The sequence below is a fragment of the Parapedobacter lycopersici genome, assembly GCF_024643285.1.
Lineage (GTDB): Bacteria > Bacteroidota > Bacteroidia > Sphingobacteriales > Sphingobacteriaceae > Parapedobacter > Parapedobacter lycopersici.
This window is the reverse complement of record NZ_JAMSLW010000002.1, coordinates 284549-308910: the sequence shown is the minus strand read 5'-3', so window position 1 is coordinate 308910 and position 24362 is coordinate 284549. Positions and strand designations below refer to the sequence as shown.

Here is a 24362-nt window from a genome sequence, read left to right as displayed (position 1 = left end):
TTACAGCTATTTTTACTCCATTACCCTGATGCTACTTCATTTCTGCTTATTCAATTACCCATCACCCTTTACTTGTTTTCATTACTGATCACAAACCACCGATCACTCATCACGTAAAGATTCGACCGGATTGGCCACCGCCGCTTTTACAGCCTGAAAACTCACCGTCAGTAAAGCAATCACCACGGCCGCCAGGCCAGCCACCGCAAACATCCACCACTGGATGTCGATGTGGTAGGCAAAATCCTGCAACCAATGGTTCATCGCCCACCAGGCAATGGGTGAGGCGATGACCAAGGCAAACAGCACAAGTCTTATAAAATCTTTGGACAGCAACTGCACGATGCCGGATACCGAAGCACCCAGTACCTTGCGGACACCGATTTCCTTTGTGCGTTGCTCCGCGGTGAAGGCGGCGAGGCCGAACAGGCCCAGACAGGCAATCAGGATGGCTATGGTAGAAAAACACAAACTTAATAGCCCTGTCCGCTGCTCGCTGCGGTACATGGCGTCGAATGCGTCATCCATAAACCGGTAGGAAAATGGATATCCGGGAGCCATGTTATCCCACAGCTGTTCCATCTGGCTGATCAACGCCGGTATATTGGCCTGCTGTACCTTAAATGCAGCCTGTATCGGGTGATCCTTCAGGAAAAAGCCCAGCGGTGTTACGGGATCGCGCAACGATTCAAAATTGAAATCTTTTACCACGCCGATAATGTCGTATGCCACCGGCTCGCCATTCAAGGTGAAATAAAGTTTTTCGCCAACGGGATCACCGGTGTAGCCCAGGTTCCTGACTGCAATTTCGTTCAGGATCACCGCCGTTGAATCCGCAGGCCGGGTGTGGTCAAAATTCCGCCCCGCTTTCAGCTCCAGGCCAAATGTAGGCAGGTACTGATCGTCTACCCGCCAGCTCTGCATGGATACCGAATTGGTGCCCGACATCACCGCCCCGCGGGAATATGTATTGTCACTGCGGTTTGAGGACGACACCGGCAGGAATCCGCTGATCGTACCCATTTTTACGCCCGATAGTTGCAGCACCTCGTCCCGGAATGTTTTCGTTTGGTTGCCCAGCGCATAGTAATCGTTAACGAGGATCATGTTTTCACGCTCGTAACCCAGCTGTTTGCTTTGGATATATTGCAGTTGACGGGCAACGACCAACGTGCCGATGATAAGGACAATGGAAGCGGTAAATTGAAACACCACCAGTGCATTGCGCATGGGGCTTTTTGCTGATGCAATAACAGTCTGCGATTTCAGCACTTTTACCGGTTTGGCTGCCGAAAGAAACAACGCCGGGTAGTAGCCGGCAACCACGCCGGTGCCCAGCGACAGCAGTAGAACCAGCGGAAGCGTGCGCCAATTTATGATGTCGGCAAAAATGAGGGACTTGCCCGAAATCGTATTGAACAGGGGCAGAATGGCAAAAACGAGCAGCAGTGCCAGTACAGTTGCGCATACCGACAGGAAGACAGACTCGGCTAGGAATTGCCCAATCAATGCTCCTTTTGAGGAGCCGAGCACTTTGCGAACACTCACACCTTTGGCGCGGTTAGCTGACCGGGCCAGCGAGAGGTTCATGAAGTTCACACAGGCAATCAGCAGGATGAACAGGGATATCGCCCCGAAAATATACACATACTGGATATTGCCATTCGGCCCCAGTTCACCAGTCAGGTTTGAATGCAGGTGAATGTCAGTAAGCGGTGTAAGCGCGTAATAGAACCGATTACCCTGCCGACGGAACTCCTCCATGCTGGAAATATCCATGATACCCTTCGCCGCGGGCAAACAGTATTTTTGAACGTATTGTTCCAACCGCGCTTCCAGTGCTTCCGTATCCGTTCCCGGCCGCAGCAGGAGGTAAGTGTTAAAATTATGGGATAAAAATTCGCCCCAGTCGCCATAATGGGCATTGTCCATGGAAAACAGCATGTCATACCGGAAATGCGAATTCCGGGGCATATCTTCGATGACTGCGGTCACCTCATACACGGTATTCCCGTTGTCATTTGTTTCCAGCGTTTTGCCAACCGCATCCGTGGTGTTAAAATACCTTTTGGCGGCTGAAGCGGAAAGCACCACCTTGTTGGGGCCGGCCAGTGCCGTTTGGATGTCGCCGGTTATCCCCTGGAACGTGAACACCCGGAAGAAGGTGGAATCTGCATGCGCTACACTGGGTTCATTAATCCAATGCGTCTGTTTTTTGATTAATTTCGATCCTGTTGCGGCATAGATACGCGCATATTCCTCCACTTCGGGATAGTCATTCTTTAATACCCCGCCCATCATGTCACTGGTCTGTGCCATGTCCAGGCTGCTTTCGCCGATGCCAATATGGGCATCAACACGTACAATCCGTTCGGCATTTTCATGAAAACGGTCAAAGCTCAGCTCATCGATTACATAGGCGGCAATGAGCATGAATCCGGCCAGTCCCACCGCTAACCCAATACCATTGAGTGCAGTGAACAGCCTGCTCTTGTTCAGGTTTCGTAGCGTGATTTTGAGCGTATTTTTCATCATTTATAGCTGTTAGCCGTTAGCAATTAGCTTTGGCATTGTCCTCCGGTTAAAAGTAGTTCGCCGTTATTCTTTCGCTTCCACCCACTATTTGTTTTAGCCTGTTGCGATCCCGGCCTTGGAGACGGCAGCGAAGCGCCCCGGATCCAGACGGGGAGCAATAGGCTAAAACAGCACCTACCCCACCGTCTCCATCAGCACCTGGCCATCCAGCATGCGGATTACCCGGTCGGCAAAGCGGGCATCGTGCTCGCTGTGCGTTACCATTACAATGGTGGTTCCCGCTTCGTTGAGCTCCGTCAGCAGCTGCATTACCTCGTTACCGTTGTTCGAATCAAGGTTACCCGTGGGCTCATCCGCCAGGATCAGCTTGGGATGGTTTACCACGGCACGGGCGACGGCCACCCGCTGTTGCTGTCCGCCGGAGAGCTGCTGCGGAAAGTGATTGCGCCGGTGCATGATCTGCACTTTTTCCAGCACCTCCTCCACCCGTCTTTTACGTTCAGCCGCAGGTACTTTTGTATAAATCAGCGGCAGTTCCACGTTTTCAAATACCGTCAGCTCATCAATCAGGTTGAAGCTTTGGAACACGAAACCGATATTGTGCTTGCGCAGATCAGAACGTTTGCGTTCGTTGAATTTGGCCACCTCAATATTGTTAAACAGGTAGCTTCCCTCATCCAGGTCGTCCAGCAGACCAACAATATTCAGCAGTGTCGACTTTCCGCAGCCCGATGGTCCCATGACGGCAACGAATTCACCTTCTTTGACGTGGATGCTCAGGTCGTTGAGCGCTACCGTTTCCACTTCCTCGGTGCGGTAGAATTTTTGGAGATTGGAGATTTTGATCATGTTGTTATCAGCAATTGGCCTTAGCTGCATCAGTTAAACTGAGCGCGCGGGCACATGTGTTTATAGTTAACTTATTCTGTTCTTAACGCTTTTATTGGGTTTTCCTGCGCCGCTTTTACGGACTTTCCGCATACCGTGATAGCTGCAATGGCGAAGGCGGCCGTTCCTGCAACAACGAATACCCACCATTCGATACCGGTGTGGTATACATAATTGGCTAACCAGCTGTTCATCATCCACCAGCCAACTGGAAAAGCGACTAACAGTGACAGACCAACTAGCAGGAGAAAGTCACGCGATATCAACAGCACCACATTGGTCACGCTGGCGCCGAGTGTTTTGCGTATGCCGATTTCCTTCACCTTGGTTTCCGCCGTAAATGTCACCAGTCCGAATAGGCCGAGACAGGAGATTAAAATGGCGATGCCGGCGAATATGTTAAACAGTTTTCCCACCTGAATATCGCTTTTATAAAAATTATCAAACGATTCATCCATGAAATGGTAATCTAACTCGAATGCACTGTTATACTGCTTCCATAGTTTCTTTACGGCATCCAAAGCTAATGATGCATCTGTCCCCGAAGTTTTGACATACATACCTCCGAGCGCGTAACGTGAATCCGAAAACAAAACACAGGGTCCGATAGCCTGTTTTAAGTCGTTAAAGTGGAAATCCTTTATTACACCGATGACTGTGCGGGGCCGGTCGCGGAAAACAATAGACATGCCGATGGGATTTTTCAGTCCCATTTGCTTGACCGCCGTTTCGTTGAGCAGCATATAGCCAGAATCGGCCGGGGTACCGGTGAGCCCCCGGCCCTCAGTCAGCTGTACGTCAAGAACATCCATGAATTTATGGTCAATTGCCATGTAGCTCACCATGTAATTCGCCATAGTTGCTGGTTTCCCTTCCCATTCGATGTCGCCTGTGCCCGTATCCATGTTACTGATGTCGCCGCTGGCCGCAGTAACACCTCTAATGCCCGGTTGGCGTTCCAGTTCCGTCCGGATCGCTTCAAACCGACTTAAAAAATTGAGCTGTGGAAACAAGAATACGTTCGCTTTGTCATAGCCCAATTCCTTTTGGCGGATGTAATCCAATTGCCTGCTGATCATAATGGTGGAAATGATAAGGATAATGGAACAACTGAATTGGAATACAACCAACGTCTTACGCAAACCGCTGTTTTTTCCAATGCCGGCCATCATTCCCTTTAATGCAGGTATGGGGTTAAATGTGGTTAGCAGCAACGCTGGATAGATGCCGGCCAGTATCACAACCGCTAACAGGGTGCTGCCGAACAGCAACCAGATGCGCGTATCCAGGAGGCTAAATTCCATCTCCTTGCCAGACAGGTTATTATAAAGGGGCATCCCCACATATGTCAATGCAATGGCAAGCACCGTTGCGATGAGAAATACCAGAACCGATTCGGTAATAAACTGGTAAAAGAGGTGGGTGCGATTTGCTCCTACGACCTTTCTTACACCTACCTCTTTTCCCCGCCGGGCGGTACGTGCGGTAATGAGATTGACGTAATTCACGCAGGCAATCAATAAAATAATACCGGCGACAAGCACAAAAATGCGTACCTGTTGCATACCCCGTTCCGTTCCTTTGGCGTCAAATAAATGCACTTTTTCAAGCGGCTGCAAAAAATAGACTAACCTGTTGAAAAATTCACTTTCATTGTTTTTGCGGTGAATGTCGACCAGCTGTTTCGCTGCTTTTTGTGGGTCTGTGCCTGCCTTTAATAGGAAATAAGTTGGGAAGCCAAAGTTGCCCCATTGTTCGGAGATCCCTTCCGTACCCGGAATTTCATCGAGCAGATCAAAGGGCAGCAGAAAATCCGTTTGTATGGATGAATTCAGCGGGAAATCATCAATAACGCCTGTCACTGTGAAATTCCGTTCCCCGGCTGCAACAAGGGGGTCCATGTTTACAAGCACCGTCTGCCCGAGCGCTTCATTGTTGCCGAAGTATTTTTTGGCCAATGCTTTTGTTAGTATAATGGATTGATTGTCAGGAAAAAGATGCTGCCGGTCTCCGGCTAACAGCGGAAAATCGAAAATCTCGAAGAAAGCCGGGTCAACATGCTGACCTTTTTCGGTAAACTTATGGTTGTCGTTGATGGTAGTGATGACCGCCCGGCTTTTCCAAAGACGGGTTGCAGTTTCAATGCCTGGTATCTCCGCTTTACCAAATTCGGCCAGCGGCGGAGGCCCAACCGGCCATAAATTATCCGAAGTGATATCAAAAGTACTGGACAACTGATAAATGCGATCAGCCTTACTGTGCATCCGGTCGTAACCCAGCTCGTCCCATACCCAAAGCAAAATCAGGATCGTCGCCGCCAGGCTGATGGCAAGTCCGGTAATATTAATGGTGGAATAGACCTTGTTCTTAACCAGGTTCCGGAATGCGATCTTAAGGTAATTTCTGATCATCTCGTTGTTACTTAATATTCAATTCCTGCACGCGGTCATACGTTTCATAACTGGATGTTACCACTTTATCCCCGGGCTGCAACCCGCTGATCACCTCATAATAGTCGGGATTTTGCCGGCCAAGTTGCACGTCTACCCGATACGCCGTATTTCCGTCTTCCGAAACTTTAAACACCCAGTTGCCGCCGGTTTGCTGATAAAATCCGCCCTTGGCCAGCAGCACGGCTTTTGTTTCATCGCTCAGCGCCAGGCGGATCTGCAGTGTCTGCCCACGGCGGATGCCATCAGGGACCTCGTTTACGAATTCCATGTCCACCTGGAAACGGCCATTGGTTACCTGGGTATATACCTTTTTGATGACCAACCGATAGCTCTTGCCGGCAAAGGTAAACTCGCCTTCAAGGTCGGGATAGATCCGTGAAATGTAATGCTCGTCGATGTCGGCGCGCACTTTGAATCCGGTAAGCACGTCAATTTGCCCTAAGCGTTCGCCGGGTGTTTTGTTCTGGCCGATTTCAGCATCGAAGGAGGTCAACTGTCCATCCACGGGCGCACGGAGGATGAGGTCGCCCACCTTCTGGCGCATCAGCTCCAGTGCCGACATCGTACTCCCGTACACCTGCTTGCTCTGTTCCAGCGACTGCTTGCTGCGGATGGAATCCTGCAACACGTTTTCGCGGGTCAGCGTAAGCCGCTCTTTCTGGTAATTGAATTCATTCACGGCTTTCTGGTATTCCTGCGAACCGATCGCCTTTTTCTCGTAAAGATACTTATTCAGGTTATATACCCGTTCGGCCTCCTTCAGGGCATTTTCCACATCGGCCATCTGGTTGCGGGTGGCAATAGAGGCCTGTTGGGCGCTGGTCTGCGCGATCTGCATCTGGGTAAGGTTATTGTATACCTGGGTCTCCTGGCTTACCAGGCTCAGCTCCAGGTCGGTATTGGAAAGCCGCATAATCGGATCTCCCTTTTTGAGGTGTGCCCCGTCTTCCACAAATTTTTCCTCCACACGGCCACCTACGGAAGCATCGAGGAAAATACTCGTAATCGGTAATACCGTACCATTAATGGGTATGAATTCCCGGAAGGCATCTTCTTTTACTTCGGATATGGTAATGCGCTCGGCATCCACGTTGAGCTGCGAATTGCCGGAAGTGAAATAATAACTGGCGGATATTAATGCGAGGATACCCAATACACCGGCAACCAGGGTAATCCGTTTACTGTTCCATTTTTTCTTTGGTAATGTTCTGTCCATTTTGTTTAGCTATCAGCCGGCAGTCCTGTGCTTCCGGTCCTTTTCTATTGTTGTTTCCTTCTCGTCGGCCAGGTGGTTGCCTTGCCAGCCATCACCTGTTCATCCGTGCCAATTAGCTATGCAATGTTGTGCCATAAAATTAATGCATTGATTTTCAATAATTAACACGGGTGCTGAAAAATGAAAGCTATCCGAAAGCGGACAGCGGGTGTCCGTTTGCGAACACCTCAGGCGAACACCATATACGATAAGGTGTTGTTTTTCAGCTTCCTGTTAGTTTGGCACAGGCTATGGAAGGATAGGAGCAAAGTAAATAAACAATGAAACGTTATCATTTATATAGTTTTACCCTGATCAGTTGCTTATGCCTGGTTTTTTCCGCAGCCAGAAGCCAGGTCGCCGATGTGGATACCTTAAGCCTGGAACAATGCATCGCGCTTGCACTCCAGCAGAACATCAACGCCCAGCAGAGCCGGCTGCTGATTGAGCAGGCGGAAATTGACCGGCGGCAAGCCTGGCAGAACCAGCTGCCCAGCCTGAACGCCACGCTGGGCCATTCGCTCAGCCAGGGCCGGCGGATCGACCCGACCACCAACCAGTATATCGAGCGGCGGTTTACCGCAGGCAACCAGAATATCAGCAGTTCATTGACACTGTTTGACGGACTGGGTACACTCCGCAACATCCGCCAGCAGGCCATCGCCCTGCAGGCAACAGAAATGGAAAACAACAATGTCCAGGACCAGGTAAAACTGGATGTCATGCTTGCATATGTGCAGCTGCTTACTGCGCAGGATATGCTGAAACAGGCCGAGCTGAATGCGGCGGTAACCGAGCAAAAGCTGAATCAGGCAACCATACAGCATGAAAAAGGAGCCATCAATCCGGGTGATTATTACGACCTCAAGGGACAATATATGGCCGACCAGACTGCTGTTAATGATTTGCTCATCAGCTGCAACAATAGCCGCGTGGCGCTGGCCAACCTGCTGAATCTGCCGCCGGGAAGTGCGGTTGAAATCCGTCCGTTGGGCGAGGAGCTGCTGGCCGACCCGCAGCCCGCTGACAATGTACAGCTTTACGATTATGCGGTAAATACGCTGCCTGCCATTCGGGCCGCTGCATTACGGGCAAAAGAGGCCAGTGTTGCACTGAAAGTAGCCCGTTCTGTTTATTTTCCATCCCTGAAGGTCGGTGCCGGCTTCGAAAGCAATTATTCGGGCAATGAGAACCTGTCTTATGGCCGTCAGATGCAGAATAACCTGGGCCGGTATTTGCAGTTCACCCTATCCATCCCGCTGCTCAACGGGTTAACCACCCGGAATAATGTGGCACGTGCCAAGCTGGCGGTGTCCAATGCCGAATACCTGGAGGAAAACCAGCGAAATGCGCTGCGGCAGCAGACAGACCGGGCGATCTTCGACCTGGCACTGGCCAAGGACAGCTACAATAACCTCGTCGAGGAATCCGCCAGTTTCAGCGCTTCATACCGGATTGCGGAAATTAGGTTTGAGGCGGGCGATATTGATTCAGTTCCCTTTCTGATCGCCAAGAATAAAATGGATACGACCAACGCCAGGCTCCTCATCTCGAAATACGAATGGATCATGCGGCAGCTGATGATCGATTATTACAGTGGGAACCTGCAGTTTTAGGTAGACGGCCGGCGCATTCCGCTATAGATAGAAGCACCGGTCTTTCGTTCCGTTTTCATGTCGCCTTAAATCTTGTGGGCTTACGAATAAAAAAGTAGGGTTGACCCGCGTCAGCATGGATATTTTATAGTAGTTTTGATAAAAATGGAATAAGATTCCGGACTTACCTAATACATATACCGTGAAAAATGCAACCATTTTAGTAGTAGATGACGACCGGGATTTACTCACCGCAGTAACCTTACTGCTGAAAAACCGGGTAAAGAAAGTCATCACCGAGTACAATCCCGAAAATATCCCTACACTGTTAAGCCGGAACGACGTAGACCTGATGCTGCTGGATATGAATTTCAAAAGCGCCATTAACACAGGGAACGAAGGGCTGTACTGGCTCAACCGGGTCAATGCATTAAAGCCGCAGCTTCCCGTGATCCTGATTACGGCCTACGGCGCTATTGACCTGGCCGTACGGTCGCTCAAACAGGGTGCGGTGGACTTCGTGGTAAAACCCTGGCAGAACGAGCAGCTGATGGCCATCATCGAAGAAACGCTCGCGAACCAGAAGAAGGGCAAATCCGCCAAACCGGTTTCGGTGGCCCCGCCGATGGAACTGATCGGGGAATCGGCCATCATGCAGGAACTGTTCTACAAAATAAAAAAAATAGCACCCACCGATGCCAATATCCTGATCCTTGGCGAAAACGGCACCGGCAAGGACCTGATCGCGGCCGCAATACATACCCAATCCATGCGGGCGGAGAAACCCTATGTCAAGGTAGATGTGGGCTCGCTTACCGACACGCTGTTCGAAAGTGAATTGTTCGGGCATAAAAAGGGGGCATTCACCGATGCCCGTGACGACCGGGAAGGCCGGTTTGAGGCGGCCAACGCAGGAACGCTGTTCCTCGATGAAATCGGCAACATTCCCCTGCGCCAGCAGGCTAAGCTGCTGACCGCCCTCCAAAACCGGCAGGTGGTGCCGCTGGGAAGCAACAGCCCGGTGCCGGTGGATATCCGGCTGCTCTGCGCCACGAACGTGCCACTGGAGACACTGGCCGATGAAAGCCGGTTCAGGCGCGACCTCATCTACCGGATTAATACGGTGGAGCTCCAGGTGCCGCCTCTTCGGGCACGCGGGGAGGATATCGTTCTGATTGCGAATCATTTCCTGAAAAAATATGCAGCCAAATACCTGAAACCCGAAGTAAAACTGGGTGAAGCAGCCTGCCAGAAATTGTTGACCTATCACTATCCAGGCAATGTACGGGAGCTTCAGTACAGCATGGAACGCGCAGTCATCATGGCCGAGCAGGAATTGCTTACACCGGCCGACATTATCTTTTCTCCGATAGAAAACAAACCCGGCAGCGCACCAGCTGAAGTCGCCGAGGCAGCGCATAATTTAGGTGAACTTGAACGCGCAACCATACGGAATGTGGTCGATAAGCATAATGGTAATATCACCAAGGCGGCAAGGGAGCTGGGAATCACCCGCGCAGCGCTGTACAGGCGGCTCAACAAATACGATATCTGATCATGAAGGCAATCAGGCGCTTGATGCTGTGGCGGGGCCTGGCGTTATTCATCGCACTGGGCGTACTCCTTTATTTGCTTGTGCAGGCCAACTACTGGCTGGCACTTCTGGTAGCGCTTGTATGTATTTGGCTGTTTGTGATCAATTTTCGTGCGCAATGGCGTATTTACCGGGAACTTGATGAATTTGCCGAAGCCGCAAAATACCGGGACTTTACCCGCGTATTCCGCACCCAGGGCATGTCTGCGGAATTGAGGCCGATGTACGAGGCGTTCAACAATGTAAACGCCATACTGCGGAAAATAAGCAGCGACAGGGAAATCCAATACCAATACCTGCAACAGATCCTGGATATTGTGGGTACGGCCATCCTGTCATACGATAAAAATTCCGGCAAGGTCATCTGGATGAATAAAGCCTTCCGTGACCTTTTTGCCATTCCCCACCTCCACGATTTTTCGGCGCTGGAAAAGCGGAATCCAGAACTTTACCGGCAGACCGTTGATCTGGTCATCGGAAACGCTTTGCTGCAAACGCTGCCGGCGGCGGGCGGAAACCTAAAGGTGCTGCTCTATGCGCGGGATTTTCAGACCGCCGAAGGCAGCTACCGGCTGATCACCTATCAGAACGTCAACGAAACCATTGATGAGACCGAGTCAAAAGCCTGGCAGAAGCTGTTGAGTGTGCTTACCCACGAGATCATGAATTCCATTGCACCGATATCGTCGCTGGCCGATACCCTGAAAAACAGGCTGCAGCAGATGCCGCAGAGTGAGGAGCTCGAAGATATCCGTGTCGGCGTGCAGACCATCCGGGGAAGGAGCGAAGGGTTGCTTAAGTTCGCCGGTACTTACCGGTCGCTCAACCGGATCGACCGACTGAATACCAGCCGGGTGCAGATTGCCGATGTGTTCGAAAATCTTTACCAGCTGATGGAACCGACGCTGATGCAGAAAAACATCGAACTTGATATTATTCTCAAAGATACCAAGCTGGAACTTGACCTGGATGTCGACCTGATCGAACAGGTGCTGATCAACCTGCTGATCAATGCCATTGAAGCCGTGAGCACGACGAAATTTCCGTATATCAGTCTCAGTGCGTCACGGAAGAACGAACGGGCTTATATCAAGGTGCAGGACAATGGCAAAGGTATTCCCCCTGATCTGTTGGAGAACATCTTTATCCCTTTCTTTACCACCCGGAAAAACGGAAGCGGCATCGGCCTCACGCTGAGCAAACAGATCATGCTATTGCACAGTGGCAATATACTCGTCGACAGCAAAGAAGGGGAAGGCAGTGTGTTTACGCTTGTGTTTTAGGTAACTGTCCACTATACCTCGTCCGCCGTCAGCACGTCCAACAGCTGGTCAATTTCCGCCTGCTTGCTGGCATTGCTGGCCTGGGCATAGGAAGTGGATAAGTTGCGCAGCACCCGGGTGATGATGTCCAAATTGCTGCAGGGCAGCACAAAATCGTCATTGGGCGTTAAATTAAGCTGCTTGAGAAAAGCGATTACATCGTGCCGTCCAAAAATCTGGCCCCGGTTAAAGGCGTTAATGTAAAACAGCACACCGTTCTTATTCTCAACGGGGGTATGGTCTTCCGTGTAGGCCAGGATAAAATGCTTTGGCAGGTTTACCCCGTAAATGGGAATGTCCAGTTTCTGGGCAATGATGCTGTAAACGCACGAAAGCAGGATGGGGTTGCCCTTGCGGCTTTCAAGTACCTGACTGATGTAAGAATTCTGCGGGTCGTGGTAATTACTGGTGTTTCCGGAGAAACCATATCCATTATACAGGACATTATTCAGCAAGCGCACTTTTTCCACCGCACTCATGCTGTAAATCATTTCCAGCCATACGTCCCTTTTAATGGCTTCGATCTGGTTGATGATTTTCTGTTCATCCACATCGGGGTACTGGTACTTGTTGACAATGGTGAGCCCCTGCAAAAGATCGAATGAACCGCTCAGCCGCCACAGCTCCAGCTCCTCCAGCACATCCTTGAACTGGATCTTGTGGATCAGGTTTTCGATCCGTGTCTGGAGCAGCACATCAAAAGACTGCTCCCACACCGACTCCAGCTGGGAGATGACTTCCGGGCCCATGGTGAGCAACCGCTGTTCTACGTGCTCGAAAACTTCCGAGTCCGGATCGTCCAGCAGCCTGATTAACGAATCTAACTCTTTATTATCCATTAAGACAAAGTTACAAAATATGGATTAGAAAAAATCCACATATTTGTCCGCATGAAAAGCGCCCGGTTTTACCTGGATTACGTGCAGCATTTGCTGACCGCCAATACGCGGCATGGCACTCATTCGCCTTTTGTGTACCGGCTGGTTGATGAAGTGATCTATGCCAGGCGTCAGCCGGGGGAATCCCGCGACCGGGTCGTGCGGCTGGTCGCGCGGCTGGTCGACCATTTCAGGCCCCGGGAGGTATATGAACCGGGCAGCGGTCCGGCACCCGAACCGCTGGATTTCGTTTTGGCTACCGGGCGTGATGCCGGGGAGACTGCCGATGGGCTTCGGGCGCTGTGGCCAAAACTTCATTCCGGCAGCGTACTGCTGCTTACCGATAGCTATCGGAATGCAAAGGCAAAACTGCTCTGGCAATCTATCAAGGCACGCCCGGAAGTGACCGTCACGGTCGATCTCTTCCGGGTGCAGCTGGTTTTTTTCCGCTCCGGCCAGGCACGGGAGCATTTCCGGATCCGTTAGCCGAAGCGTTGGCTGGCCATTCGCCGGCCCGGTAGTCCATTAGGGCTGCAGCGCTTCCAGGCTGGCCAGTTCTGCGGTTAGTTCGGCATCCGTAAACGTATGATTTTGTAGTTTGCCGTCGAAGTAATCCTGGTAGGCTGCCATATCCACAAAACCATGGCCGCAGAGGTTGAAGAGGATGGTTTTTGATACACCTTCTTCGCGGGCCTTATTGACCTCCCGGATCACCTGCGCGATGCCATGGTTGGCTTCGGGAGCGGGTACGATACCCTCGGCCTTGGCGAACAGGACACCGGCTTCGAAGCATTCCAGCTGCTGGATAGCCTGTGCTTCGATCAGTCCGTCTTTCAGCAATTGGCTGCAGAGCACACTGGCGCCGTGGTAGCGTAAGCCACCCGCGTGAATTGCGGCGGGGGTAAAGGTATGTCCCAGCGTATACATGGGGAGCAGCGGCGTATATCCCTGGGTGTCGCCGAAATCATACATAAACTTCCCCTTGGTCAGTTTCGGACACGAGGCCGGTTCCACGGCGACGCAGCGCAGGGGTTTCCCCGCGATCTTGTCTTTCAGGAACGGAAAGGAGATGCCCGCGAAATTGGAGCCGCCGCCCAACGGCGCGATGATGATATCCGGATAATCCCCGGTATATTCCAGCTGCTTTTTGGCTTCCTGCCCGATAATGGTTTGGTGGAGCAGGACGTGGTTGAGCACCGAGCCTAGCGCGTATTTGGTCTGTCCGTCGCCCACGGCGACCTCGATGGCCTCGGATATTGCCAGGCCCAGGCTCCCGGGTGTATTGGGGTTGGCGGCGAGGGCATTCCGGCCGGCCTGCGTGTTACTGGTAGGGGAGGCATATACCTTAGCGCCGAACGTATTCATCAGGATTTTGCGGTAAGGCTTCTGGTCGAAACTGATCCGTACCATATAGACTTCACAGTCAATGCCGAAGTGGCTGCAGGCGAAACTCAATGCCGTGCCCCACTGGCCGGCACCTGTTTCAGTGATGATGCGTTTTACGCCTTCCTGCTTATTGTAGTACGCCTGGGGAATTGCGGTGTTGGGCTTGTGCGAGCCACTGGGGCTTGTTCCTTCGTATTTAAAGTAGATTTTGCAGTCCGTACCGAGCGCCTTTTCCAGGTTGGTTGCCCGAACCAGGGGCGTAGGCCGCCAGATGCGGTAGGCTTGCTGTACTTCTTCCGGTATATCGATATACGGCGCCGTAGCCACTTCCTGTTTGATGAGTTCCATGGGGAATAACGGTGCCAGATCATCCGGACCCACCGGTTGCTTGGTGGCCGGATGCAGTGGCGGGAGTGGCTTGTTGGGCATATCAGCCACAATATTATACCATTGCGTGGGCATATCACGCTCATTCAGGAGAATCTTCTTTTCCATAAGTTTATAACGAGTTAGGTGTACGGGGACTAAGCTAATGAACTTTGGCCGACTTTGCTTCGGGTGTGCGAAAATTGTTTTGCGGCTGGTCCGGTGCGGGCCTGGCAACGTAGGCGGCCGGTTCGGATATGGGTCGGCCCTGCTACAATATCCATGGACGGTGCAGCTGCATTGCCTGCGCGGTGTGTCCGGGTTTTGTCGGAAAAACGTGGACTCACCGTGGACTCATGGTGGACTTACCGCGGATTCATTTCGAAACAGGTACGATGAAATCTGGAGGTCATCCTGATGAAAAGCCGATCAAAATCCGATGTTGTTCATTTTTATTAAATCATCGGTCAAATACCGTATCCAATAAATGATTTTTTTGAAAGAACCGGATGATATTGAATAAATTACAACAAAAAGGCAAAAATGAAATCATTTTATATCGGCCTCTGCACCGTTGTGCGGCCGATGCGATTTGCCCGAAAAGATCTTTCACTATATTTGCATTCGTCAACCGGACGGAAACCTAAAAAAATAAAAAATAGCGAAAGGAATGGTCATCATGAAAATAAAAAAATGGTCAGCGTTGTTGCTTCTAATCAGTCCACTGGTATGCGCTGCTTTTGCAGGCGGGATCGGGGGAACATCCGGCGGAATGGATACGCTGGTTACCGATACGTTGAAACGCAAGCCGGACACGACTGTCGTAACCGATACCGCGAAAAGAGATACGACTGATGCGAAAAAGCAAAAAGAGGAAAAACCCACCATTGCCGATAAGGTAAAGTCGAGCCGAAAAATCGAAGGGCTGTTTACGTTATACCGCGATACCGCAACATCCAGCCTGCAGCTTTACGTCGCCAAGGACCAGCTGGACAGGGATTTTATTTACCAAAGCTTTTCCATGGGCGGACCCAACGAGCTGTACCTCAATGAAAACATGATCCGTGAAACGTGGCTGTTCAGTATCCGCAGGAACCAGGACAAGATCGAATTCCTACGGAAAAACACCGCTTTCTATTATGACCCGGCCAATCCGGTGAGCAAGGCCGCTAATGCCGACGTTGCAGAAGCCATTTTTCATTCGGAGAAAATTGCTGCCTCTGACAGCACGGGCTACCTCATCCCGATCGATGGCCTGTTCATCAGCAATAAGCTGGATGCCGTGAAACCGGTGATTCCGCCGGGCACATCACCGGCAACCGTGTTTAACCTCGGCAGCCTGAGCACCTCGAAGTCGAGTTACGATACGGTGCGTTCATTTCCCGGCAATACGGATATTGTGGTGCGGTTGGCATACGAGAACCCCGCGCCGCTGAACGGTGGGGGGAAGGACATCACGGATGCGCGTTATGTAACTGTCCGGATGCAGCATTCTTTTCTGGCTGTGCCTGAAAACAGCTACCGTCCACGGCGGGATGACCCCCGTGTGGGTTACTTCGGTGCGCAGGTCGACGACCTGACATCCATTTCCGCTACCCCGTACCGCGACTTCATCAGCCGCTGGCACCTGGAGAAGAAAAACCCCGATGCCCGGATCAGCGAATCGGTGGAGCCGATCGTATTCTGGATTGAGAACACCACACCGCTGGAATACCGCCCGATTATCAAGGAGGCAGGAGAAAAGTGGAACGAGGCGTTTGAAGCCGCAGGTTTCCGCAATGCGATTGTGATGAAGGAGATGCCTGACACAGCTACCTGGGATCCCGCGGATGTTGCTTACAATGTGATCCGCTGGAAATCGTCCGCTAAGCCAAGTTACGGTGCCATTGGCCCGAGTTTCTTCAACCCGCTGACCGGACAGATCATGGGGGCAGATATTACCGTGGAATGGAAGACCGGTGCGGGAACGCCGGTATACGACTACTTGTTTAATGGTGGAATCCCGGCCGTAGCACCATCCTGGGCGCATCCGGAACAGGCGGTTTCACCGCAGGAACAAGCGATATCGGAGGGGCCGCCAAACCCGGCCTTGCTGTGCCGGATAGGTAATGAGCTGAGCCTGCAATTCCAGACCGGATTGGTGGCCGTGGAAACGTTGGATGCGGAGCTGACTGCGGAACGCCGGGCCGAAACTGTCCGGGAAATGCATAAACAATTCCTATATTACCTGATTATGCACGAAATGGGCCATACCCTTGGCCTTAACCACAACATGCGGGCGAGCCAGATGCTCAGTCCGGAACAGCTGCACGATATGAAGTTGACCCATAAGCTTGGGTTACAGGGTTCGGTCATGGACTACCCGGCCATCAATGTGAGCCGCGACCGCAGCCGGCAGGGCGATTATTACACGACGAAAGCCGGACCGTATGATATCTGGGCAATTGAATATGGGTATACCCCCTTTTCCCCGGAAACAGAAGAAGCGGGGCTTCACCGCATCCTGGCGCGGAGCACCGACCCGAAACTGGCTTTCGGAAACGATGCCGATGATATGCGCAGTCCGGGCAAGGCTATTGACCCGCGGGTCAATGTCAATGACCTTTCCAATGACATGATGGCTTATGGTGAGGAGCGGCTGTTGCTGGTCAACGATATGATGGTGCTGTTAAAAGCGCGGTTCAGCCACCCGGACCAGGGGTATCAGGAATTGCTGCTGCGGTACGGCCAGCTCAACCGCCAGCGTGCGGATATGGCCAACGCCATCAGCCGTTATATCGGCGGGGTATATGTGGATCGCAGTTTCGTGGGACAGGAGACGGACGCCCAACCCTACACACCGGTACCATTGGAAACCCAGAAGAAAGCCATGGAATTATTGGGCCGCTACATTTATGCCCCCGATGCGTTTACGGTGGACTACCCGTTGTTCCCTTACCTGCAACCCCAGCGCCGCGGCTTTAATTTTTTCAGCACAACGGAAGATTACAAGCCACAGAATACGTTCCGTTCGCTGCAAACGACCACCCTTTCCCACATATTGCATCCCAGCACGTTGTCTCGTATCAACAACAGTAGCCTGTATGGCAATGATTATTCGGTAGCTGAGGTGATGCACGACCTGACATCGAACATATTTGATGCAGACCTTCAGGGCGAAGTCAGCCTGGTGCGCCAGAACCTCCAGACGGTTTATGTAAATGCACTGAAAAGCATCCTGGAAGCTACGGGCGGGTATGATTATGCCAGCAAGTCGGCATCGTTCGCCGCGCTGATGGAAATCCGGACCAAACTGGACGGTGCCGGAGGTTCCGATCCGCAGTCGGCAGCGCACCGGAAGCATTTGGTGTTTCTGATTGACCGGACGTTATCGGTACATGGGGGGTAGCTTAATTAATCAATCCTATCAATAAACCTGATATCATGGCAAAGAACAAGAAAATTGAGGTTGAAGGTAAGGAGATTAGTATTATCCTTGACAAAGGGAAAGAATATATTTCTCTGACAGACATGCTCAAAGCAAAAGATGGTGATTTTTATTTCGGATTGGCTTCGTAACCGGAATACCGTTGAATATCTTGGGATTTGGGAAGGTGTCTATAATCCTGATTTTAATTATGGCGAATTTGCCATAATTAAAAGTCAGGCAGGCCTGAACAGTTATAAACTAAGTGTAAAAGAGTGGGTTAAAAAAACTAATGCTGTTGGGATAAAAGCAGCTGTCGGTAGATACGGAGGGACTTATGCGCACCCTGATATTGCTTTTGAATTTGGGATGTGGATCAGTCCACAATTCAAAATCTATCTGATAAAAGAATTTCAACGCCTAAAAGAAACTGAAAGCAAGCAGTCCAGATTAGAATGGAATTTCCAACGCACGTTGGCCAAAGTCAACTACCGTATCCATACCGATGCAATCAAAGAAAACCTGATACCCAAAGAAATCACAAAACAACAAGCGAGTTTTGTCTATGCTAATGAAGCTGACCTATTGAACGTCGCGCTCTTTGGCATAACATCGAAAGAATGGAGGGAACAGAATCCCAAAGCAAAAGGGAATGTTCGTGATGAAGCGACCATTGAACAGCTGGTTGTACTCAGTAATCTGGAAAGTATTAACGCGCTGTTGATCAGACTCAGTAATCTGGAAAGTATTAACGCGCTGTTGATCAGAAAAGGGCTATCACAGACTAGTAGATTAAAAGAGTTAAACCGAGTAGCTATTATACAAATGAAGTCACTGTTAGAAAACAGTAGCATTAAAAAATTGAGATAGAACAGACTATTGTTTCAGATACATCGTGCTTTAATCTAAAAAGCCTCGCTCAACGACAAATAAAATCCGCCCTGGCGTTTCTCTCCGGGGCGTTTTTCACCCACACCGTATTCCAGACGGATACTGCTGTTGTGTTCGAGGTCGAAGAAATAACGGACCCCGCCGCCATAGGAGGGAATAAAGCGGGCGTTCTGAAGTCCGTCCCGGTAAGTTGATCCCGTTCCGGCAAATGCCGCTACGCCGATCCGCGGATGGAAGCGGTAGCGGAATTCAGCCTGCCCCGCCAGCAGGCTGCGGTCGCGGTACCGCCCGGTGTAGTAACCGCGCATCATCATATCGCCTCCGAGCTCGGGGTATACATAGAAGGGGATGCGGGATCCGATGGTCGTTTTGTAAATGGCATTCAGTCCGAGCGTGAGGGAGCCGGTCAGCGGATAAAATGCCCGAAGGTCGGTCTCGAGCAGGCTTCCCTTGAAACTGTCGCCACCCCACAGTCCCGGCGAATAAGCATATTTCAGGTGGGCATAATAACCTTTGGTAGTGTAAGTATTAATGTTACGCGTATCATACGACTGGGAAATGCCCACGGCAACGTGGGTACCCCCGCTGTGTCCGACAGGCACCTGTGTGCCGTAAATTCCGCCGGGTTCCTTATCGCTGAATCCGTAGTCCTCAAACGCAAAATTCAGTCCCGCATAATAATGGGGCGCCAGCCTGCGTTCGCCTTCCAGCCGGATACGGATAAGCCGCAGGACCAGCACGTCCTCGTCGGCATGATTTGTAGCATTTCCGAGCCCATAATAATTGAACGGGAAATTACGGAAACGCAGCTCGCTGCTGTAATGGTATTGGTTGCCGGTGGTCCAGATATCGGACTCCAGTTTGAGGTTGGTCTGCCGCTCGGTGGTGAATGTGCCGACAAACGTAGCGTTCGAGGTGCGGATTGTGGTGTCGGCTTTGTTGAGGTAAAAATTATATACACCGGCCAGACCGAACTCCAGCCCGGTCTCGGGGGCATACCCCAGCGCCGGTACGGCTACGAAACCCGCTGACCGGCTGCTGTCCTTTTCGGACGAGATGAAGCGCTTGATCAGCTTGTGGTCCCACAGGCTTTTCTTTTCCTGCGCTGCCGCGGGCAGCAACAGCGTGCAAAACATTATACTGATGAAGAAACGTGGTGCGATACCCATAGTGAATTTTGTGCAGCGAAGATACGGATTCCCGAAGAATCCCCGCTAATGGTATGTTTTTGTGCCGGCTTCGGGACGCTATTTGGAATTATGTCCGAATATTCCTTTCTTTGGATTAGCGCGCTTGCGCAGCCAGTTTAAACATTACACTCCCCCGGAATGGGTAATTTCATGAATAAATACATTAGCAACCTCTTGATGGCCGGTTCTGTATTCGCTGCATGCTGTGCGTGCAACCGTGGCCAAAACCTTCATTTTGCAGGCTGGGAAACCGCGGGAGGTAATGCGACGGGAAATAAGTACTCGGCGCTCACTCAGATCGACACGGGCAACGTGCACCTGCTTACGGTGGCATGGGAATACCATACCGGCGACGCCGATACCGCGGCAGGTTCCCAGATCCAATGTAACCCCATTATGGTAGATGGTGTGCTCTACGGTACTTCGCCCCAGCTGAACCTCTTTGCCATTGATGCGGCGACGGGCAGGGAAAAATGGGTGTATGCGCCCTTCGGGGAGGATGCTGACCGTCCGGCGGATTTCGGATTAAACAACAACCGGGGTGTCGCTTACTGGAGCGACGACGCGGGCAACAGCCGCATTTTTTACTGTGCGGGCCCGTTCCTGCATGCAGTTGATGCCAAGACCGGCAAGCCGGTCGAGACTTTCGGGGTGCATGGCAGGAAAGACCTGCACGATGGACTGGGTGCGGACTTCGCCGATCTTTTCATTACCAATACCTCACCTCCGTCGGTGTACAAGAACCTGGTGATATCCGGTACGCGCGTATCGGAGGCCATGGACGCGGCCCCGGGACACATCCGGGCCTACGATGTCCGTACGGGTGAAATTGCCTGGACATTCCGTACCATCCCGCGGGCGGGCGAGCCGGGCTCGGAGACCTGGGACGACCAGGAAATGCTGAAATGGACGGGCGGGGGAAACAACTGGATGGGGATGACCATCGACCACGACCGGGGAATCATATATGCCCCCACCGGCTCGGCCGCCATGGATTTCTACGGCGGGAAGCGGACGGGCTCCAACCTGTATACCGACTGCCTGCTGGCATTGGACGCGGCAACAGGGGAGCTGCGCTGGTATTTCCAATACATCCACCACAATACCTGGGACTGGGATCCATCGTCGGCACCGGTGCTGCTGACCGTGAATCATAACGGGACGGAGATCGATGCGGTGGCCCAGACAACGAAAACCGGTTTTGTGTTTCTGTTTGACCGGGAAACCGGCAAATCACTTTTTCCGATCAGCGAAACACCGGTAGATACCGTTACGGAACTGGTGGGGGAAAAGCTGTGGCCTACGCAGCCCATTCCGCAGAAACCTGCCCCGTTTGTGCGACAGTCATTCACGGAAAAGGACATCAACCCGCATTTATCGGAGGAAGAATATGAAGAAGTGCGGCAACGGCTGCGGTCGTATAAATCGGACGGCCTGTTCACGCCCCAGTCCCGCCAGGGAACCGTGATCTTTCCGGGTTTTGATGGCGGTGCCGAGTGGGGAGGTCCGGCCGTGGACCCAACGACGGGGATGCTCTACGTAAACGCCAATGAGATGGCCTGGGTGATGGAAATGTGGGATGTGGATGAGGCGGAGCAGAAAACCGTTACCTATGGGGAAGCAGGCAGGGCCCTGTACCAGCAGCACTGCATGGCCTGCCATGGTGCCGACCGGAAGGGAAGCGGGAACTATCCTTCGCTTGCGGGCGTTGCGGAGCGGTATACGCCAAAGGCGTTCACTGAATTTATCGGGGCCGGCCGGGGGATGATGCCGGCATTCCGCCACCTGGAAGCGGAGGAGCAGGCCGCCATTACCGCGTATGTGCTTGGTGCCGGGCCGGCGGCCGATATGCCTTTTGAAAAAAGGAAGCCGACACCGATAGAGGCCTTTCGCCGGATTCCGTACAACATATCGGGATATAACCGGTTTTTGAGCACATCGGGGAAACCGGCAATCGCGCCGCCGTGGGGCACGCTGAATGCCATCGATCTCCATACCGGGGAACTGGTATGGAAGACAGTGCTCGGCGAAGACGCGGAGCTGCAGTCCAGGGGAGTGGAAACGACCGGAACGGAGAACTACGGCGGTCCCGCGGTAACCGCGGGCGGACTGCTGTTTATCGGGGCAACCAAGGACGGGAAATTCAGGGCTTTCCATAAGCGTACAGGCGCGCTCCTATGGGAAACAGCCCTGCCGGCTGCTGGATTTGCCACACCGGCTATATACGAAGTAAATGGCAAGCAATACGTGGTTATCGCATGCGGGGGAGGGAAATTGGGAGCTAAGTCGGGTGATTCCTATGTTGCCTTTGCCCTACCGGAATAATCCGTCGCGACGCATGAATTGATTTTTCTAAATTTTTTTTGAATTCATTCAAGTTTGTATATCTTTGCAGTCCCTAAAGCGAAGGGTGCTAAGGGCGCTTGAACCAACTTGTAATCAAGTAGTCGGGAGAAGAGCGGGACATGTGGGAATAGACGTTTTTTTGAAATATTTTGCCTCCTTAGCTCAGCTGGTAGAGCAACTGACTTGTAATCAGTAGGTCGCTGGTTCGATCCCGGCAGGGGGCTCTAAGTTGGGGGGATTCCAGAGCGGTCAAATGGGACGGACTGTAAATCCGTTGCTTCGGCTTCGAAGGTTCGAATCCTTCTCCCCCCACTCCTGCAAAGGTAGCCCGATTGATCGGGCTGCCGGTCGCAGTTTCGAGGCCCAGAAAGCCGGGCAGGCTCGAATAAAAATAAGGCAAAATAAAAAAGCGGAAGTAGCTCAATTGGTAGAGCGATAGCCTTCCAAGCTATAGGTTGCGGGTTCGAGACCCGTCTTCCGCTCTTAATGTGTTAACCAGCTCTGTCAAGTCACAGCAGTGTATTGGCGGAGTTTAGTTATAGGCACAAGCCGATGTAGCTCAGCGGTAGAGCACTTCCTTGGTAAGGAAGAGGTCATGGGTTCAAGTCCCATCATTGGCTCGTAAGAGTAACATACAATTATTCAAATACAATAAAATTTTAAATTACTAATTCGCATAAACATGGCAAAAGAGAAATTTGACCGCAGTAAGCCGCACTTGAATATCGGTACAATCGGTCACGTTGACCACGGGAAAACGACAACTACCGCAGCGATTACCAAAGTATTGGCAGATAAGGGGCTTTCAGAAGCACGGTCTTTCGACTCGATTGACTCTGCGCCCGAAGAAAAAGAGCGGGGTATTACCATCAATACATCACACGTTGAATACCAAACTGCAAACCGTCACTATGCACACGTTGACTGTCCGGGTCACGCTGACTATGTGAAAAACATGGTTACTGGTGCTGCGCAGATGGACGGTGCGATCATCGTGGTTGCTGCTACGGACGGTCCGATGCCGCAAACCCGTGAGCACATCCTGTTGGCCCGTCAGGTAGGTGTACCTGCCCTGGTGGTTTTCATGAATAAAGTTGACTTGGTGGACGACCCTGAGCTGTTGGATCTTGTTGAGATGGAAATCCGTGAGTTGCTGTCATTCTACGAATACCCTGGTGATGATATTCCGGTAATCCGTGGTTCTGCACTGGGTGGCCTGAACGGCGAAGAGCAATGGGTAGACAAAATTATGGAGCTGATGGATGCAGTGGATAACTACATTCCGATTCCTCCACGGTTGACAGATCTTCCGTTCCTGATGCCGATCGAAGACGTATTCTCGATCACAGGTCGTGGTACCGTTGCTACCGGCCGTATCGAGCGCGGTGTGATCAACTCCGGAGATCCTGTGGAAATCCTGGGTATGGGTGCTGAAAACCTGAAGTCTACCGTTACTGGTGTGGAAATGTTCCGCAAGATTCTGGATTACGGTGAGGCTGGTGATAACGTAGGTCTGCTGTTGCGTGGTATTGAGAAAACCGATATCCGTCGGGGTATGGTTATCTGTAAACCCGGTACGGTAACTCCGCACACCGAGTTCAAAGCAGAAGTTTACGTATTGTCAAAAGCTGAAGGTGGCCGTCACACGCCTTTCTTCAACAAATATCGTCCGCAATTCTATTTCCGTACCACAGACGTAACCGGCGAGATCGCGTTGCCTGATGGCGTGGAAATGGTAATGCCTGGCGATAACGTAACGATCACAGTAAAACTGATCAACGCAATCGCGATGGAAAAAGGTCTTCGTTTCGCTATCCGTGAAGGTGGCAGAACGGTAGGTGCCGGTCAGGTGACTGAGATTATTAAGTAATACGCAATCCGTTAAGGGTTGATTAGCGTATTCTCTATAAACGATTAGCTAATCAGTCACTGTGCTGGTTAGCTAATCGTGTCTAAATACTGACACACGGGCATAGTTCAATGGTAGAATAGAGGTCTCCAAAACCTTTGATCTGGGTTCGAATCCTGGTGCCCGTGCAAATTTTGATAGAACATGGCAAATGTACTTGGTTTTATAAAAGACTCGTATACCGAAATGACCCAAAAGGTCACCTGGCCTACTTGGTCTGAACTGCAGAGTTCAGCCATCGTAGTGTTGGTGGCATCGATCATCATCGCATTGGTGATTTTCGCGATGGACAAGGCTTCAAGTGGCGTGCTCGAGTTGTTCTACGGTATTGCATCTTAATTGTTGAGT

General features: G+C 51.6%; 17 protein-coding genes and 5 tRNA genes. 15 read left to right on the top strand and 7 right to left on the bottom strand.

The window, feature by feature from the left end; genetic code table 11:
• Positions 1-102: 102 nt before the first annotated feature.
• The 4 genes from NEV57_RS05485 to NEV57_RS05470 all read right to left on the bottom strand — a co-directional run bounded on the left by NEV57_RS05485 (position 103) and on the right by NEV57_RS05470 (position 7092).
• On the bottom strand, positions 103-2535 hold the full coding sequence (locus NEV57_RS05485; RefSeq protein WP_257657293.1) for an ABC transporter permease: 2433 nt from the start codon (positions 2533-2535) through the stop codon (positions 103-105).
• A gap of 174 nt (positions 2536-2709) precedes the next feature.
• Positions 2710-3384, bottom strand: a complete 675-nt coding sequence (locus tag NEV57_RS05480) for an ABC transporter ATP-binding protein (RefSeq protein WP_257657292.1) — start codon at positions 3382-3384, stop codon at positions 2710-2712.
• A 71-nt stretch (positions 3385-3455) separates the two neighbouring features.
• A complete protein-coding gene (locus NEV57_RS05475) occupies positions 3456-5834 on the bottom strand; it encodes an ABC transporter permease (RefSeq protein ID WP_257657291.1) in 2379 nt (792 codons plus the stop codon).
• Positions 5835-5841: 7 nt separating this feature from the next.
• On the bottom strand, positions 5842-7092 hold the full coding sequence (locus tag NEV57_RS05470) for an efflux RND transporter periplasmic adaptor subunit (RefSeq protein ID WP_257657290.1): 1251 nt from the start codon (positions 7090-7092) through the stop codon (positions 5842-5844).
• 320 nt (positions 7093-7412) lie between these two features.
• Here NEV57_RS05470 and NEV57_RS05465 point away from each other — a divergent pair, with 320 nt between their 5' ends.
• The 3 genes from NEV57_RS05465 to NEV57_RS05455 all read left to right on the top strand — a co-directional run bounded on the left by NEV57_RS05465 (position 7413) and on the right by NEV57_RS05455 (position 11603).
• On the top strand, positions 7413-8747 hold the full coding sequence (locus tag NEV57_RS05465; protein ID WP_257657289.1) for a TolC family protein: 1335 nt from the start codon (positions 7413-7415) through the stop codon (positions 8745-8747).
• A gap of 181 nt (positions 8748-8928) precedes the next feature.
• A complete protein-coding gene (locus NEV57_RS05460; protein WP_257657288.1) occupies positions 8929-10281 on the top strand; it encodes a sigma-54-dependent transcriptional regulator in 1353 nt (450 codons plus the stop codon).
• 2 nt (positions 10282-10283) lie between these two features.
• Positions 10284-11603, top strand: a complete 1320-nt coding sequence (locus NEV57_RS05455; protein WP_257657287.1) for a sensor histidine kinase — start codon at positions 10284-10286, stop codon at positions 11601-11603.
• 11 nt (positions 11604-11614) lie between these two features.
• Here the strand turns inward: NEV57_RS05455 and NEV57_RS05450 are convergent, their stop codons facing one another.
• Complete coding sequence (locus tag NEV57_RS05450) at positions 11615-12481, bottom strand: transglutaminase-like domain-containing protein (protein ID WP_257657286.1); 867 nt, start codon at positions 12479-12481, stop codon at positions 11615-11617.
• Between the two features lie 51 nt (positions 12482-12532).
• Between NEV57_RS05450 and NEV57_RS05445 the strand changes: the two genes are divergently transcribed.
• Positions 12533-13006, top strand: coding sequence for a hypothetical protein (locus tag NEV57_RS05445; protein WP_257657285.1), 474 nt, complete (start codon positions 12533-12535; stop codon positions 13004-13006).
• 39 nt (positions 13007-13045) lie between these two features.
• Here NEV57_RS05445 and NEV57_RS05440 read toward each other — a convergent pair whose 3' ends face one another.
• A complete protein-coding gene (locus NEV57_RS05440; RefSeq protein ID WP_257657284.1) occupies positions 13046-14401 on the bottom strand; it encodes a TrpB-like pyridoxal phosphate-dependent enzyme in 1356 nt (451 codons plus the stop codon).
• Between the two features lie 550 nt (positions 14402-14951).
• On the opposite strand from NEV57_RS05440, the gene NEV57_RS05435 reads away from it, so the two are divergent.
• Genes NEV57_RS05435 through NEV57_RS05425 form a run of 3 tightly spaced genes read left to right on the top strand, consistent with a single transcriptional unit; the run spans position 14952 to position 18548 of the window.
• Positions 14952-17660 (top strand): zinc-dependent metalloprotease, encoded by a 2709-nt coding sequence (locus tag NEV57_RS05435; RefSeq protein ID WP_257657283.1) that lies wholly within the window; start codon positions 14952-14954, stop codon positions 17658-17660.
• Positions 17661-17695: 35 nt separating this feature from the next.
• Entirely contained in the window at positions 17696-17830 is a 135-nt protein-coding gene (locus tag NEV57_RS05430; protein ID WP_257657282.1) for a hypothetical protein, read from the top strand.
• A complete protein-coding gene (locus NEV57_RS05425) occupies positions 17799-18548 on the top strand; it encodes a KilA-N domain-containing protein (protein WP_257657281.1) in 750 nt (249 codons plus the stop codon). The genes NEV57_RS05430 and NEV57_RS05425 overlap by 32 nt, the downstream gene beginning before the upstream one ends.
• A gap of 35 nt (positions 18549-18583) precedes the next feature.
• Here the strand turns inward: NEV57_RS05425 and NEV57_RS05420 are convergent, their stop codons facing one another.
• Positions 18584-19738, bottom strand: coding sequence for a BamA/TamA family outer membrane protein (locus NEV57_RS05420; RefSeq protein ID WP_257657280.1), 1155 nt, complete (start codon positions 19736-19738; stop codon positions 18584-18586).
• A 171-nt stretch (positions 19739-19909) separates the two neighbouring features.
• Here NEV57_RS05420 and NEV57_RS05415 point away from each other — a divergent pair, with 171 nt between their 5' ends.
• The 8 genes from NEV57_RS05415 (at position 19910) to secE (ending at position 24353) form a co-directional block, all read left to right on the top strand.
• On the top strand, positions 19910-22084 hold the full coding sequence (locus tag NEV57_RS05415; RefSeq protein ID WP_257657279.1) for an outer membrane protein assembly factor BamB family protein: 2175 nt from the start codon (positions 19910-19912) through the stop codon (positions 22082-22084).
• 172 nt (positions 22085-22256) lie between these two features.
• Positions 22257-22329: transfer RNA gene (locus NEV57_RS05410), tRNA-Thr, on the top strand.
• Between the two features lie 7 nt (positions 22330-22336).
• Positions 22337-22417: transfer RNA gene (locus NEV57_RS05405), tRNA-Tyr, on the top strand.
• Positions 22418-22514: 97 nt separating this feature from the next.
• A tRNA-Gly gene (locus NEV57_RS05400) sits at positions 22515-22587 on the top strand.
• Positions 22588-22653: 66 nt separating this feature from the next.
• Positions 22654-22725, top strand: a tRNA-Thr gene (locus NEV57_RS05395).
• A gap of 62 nt (positions 22726-22787) precedes the next feature.
• Positions 22788-23975, top strand: a complete 1188-nt coding sequence (tuf, locus tag NEV57_RS05390; protein ID WP_257657278.1) for an elongation factor Tu — start codon at positions 22788-22790, stop codon at positions 23973-23975.
• Positions 23976-24071: 96 nt separating this feature from the next.
• Positions 24072-24142: transfer RNA gene (locus tag NEV57_RS05385), tRNA-Trp, on the top strand.
• Positions 24143-24158: 16 nt separating this feature from the next.
• Positions 24159-24353, top strand: a complete 195-nt coding sequence (gene secE, locus NEV57_RS05380; RefSeq protein WP_257657277.1) for a preprotein translocase subunit SecE — start codon at positions 24159-24161, stop codon at positions 24351-24353.
• The last annotated feature ends 9 nt before the right edge of the window (positions 24354-24362 follow it).

Coding starts and splice junctions, on each gene's coding strand:
- NEV57_RS05485 (WP_257657293.1), bottom strand. CDS start 2,535: ATGATGAAAAATACGCTCAAAATCACGCTACGAAACCTGAACAAGAGC.
- NEV57_RS05480 (WP_257657292.1), bottom strand. CDS start 3,384: ATGATCAAAATCTCCAATCTCCAAAAATTCTACCGCACCGAGGAAGTG.
- NEV57_RS05475 (WP_257657291.1), bottom strand. CDS start 5,834: ATGATCAGAAATTACCTTAAGATCGCATTCCGGAACCTGGTTAAGAAC.
- NEV57_RS05470 (WP_257657290.1), bottom strand. CDS start 7,092: ATGGACAGAACATTACCAAAGAAAAAATGGAACAGTAAACGGATTACC.
- NEV57_RS05465 (WP_257657289.1), top strand. CDS start 7,413: ATGAAACGTTATCATTTATATAGTTTTACCCTGATCAGTTGCTTATGC.
- NEV57_RS05455 (WP_257657287.1), top strand. CDS start 10,284: ATGAAGGCAATCAGGCGCTTGATGCTGTGGCGGGGCCTGGCGTTATTC.
- NEV57_RS05450 (WP_257657286.1), bottom strand. CDS start 12,481: ATGGATAATAAAGAGTTAGATTCGTTAATCAGGCTGCTGGACGATCCG.
- NEV57_RS05445 (WP_257657285.1), top strand. CDS start 12,533: ATGAAAAGCGCCCGGTTTTACCTGGATTACGTGCAGCATTTGCTGACC.
- NEV57_RS05440 (WP_257657284.1), bottom strand. CDS start 14,401: ATGGAAAAGAAGATTCTCCTGAATGAGCGTGATATGCCCACGCAATGG.
- NEV57_RS05435 (WP_257657283.1), top strand. CDS start 14,952: ATGAAAATAAAAAAATGGTCAGCGTTGTTGCTTCTAATCAGTCCACTG.
- NEV57_RS05430 (WP_257657282.1), top strand. CDS start 17,696: ATGGCAAAGAACAAGAAAATTGAGGTTGAAGGTAAGGAGATTAGTATT.
- NEV57_RS05425 (WP_257657281.1), top strand. CDS start 17,799: ATGGTGATTTTTATTTCGGATTGGCTTCGTAACCGGAATACCGTTGAA.
- NEV57_RS05420 (WP_257657280.1), bottom strand. CDS start 19,738: ATGGGTATCGCACCACGTTTCTTCATCAGTATAATGTTTTGCACGCTG.
- NEV57_RS05415 (WP_257657279.1), top strand. CDS start 19,910: ATGAATAAATACATTAGCAACCTCTTGATGGCCGGTTCTGTATTCGCT.
- tuf (WP_257657278.1), top strand. CDS start 22,788: ATGGCAAAAGAGAAATTTGACCGCAGTAAGCCGCACTTGAATATCGGT.
- secE (WP_257657277.1), top strand. CDS start 24,159: ATGGCAAATGTACTTGGTTTTATAAAAGACTCGTATACCGAAATGACC.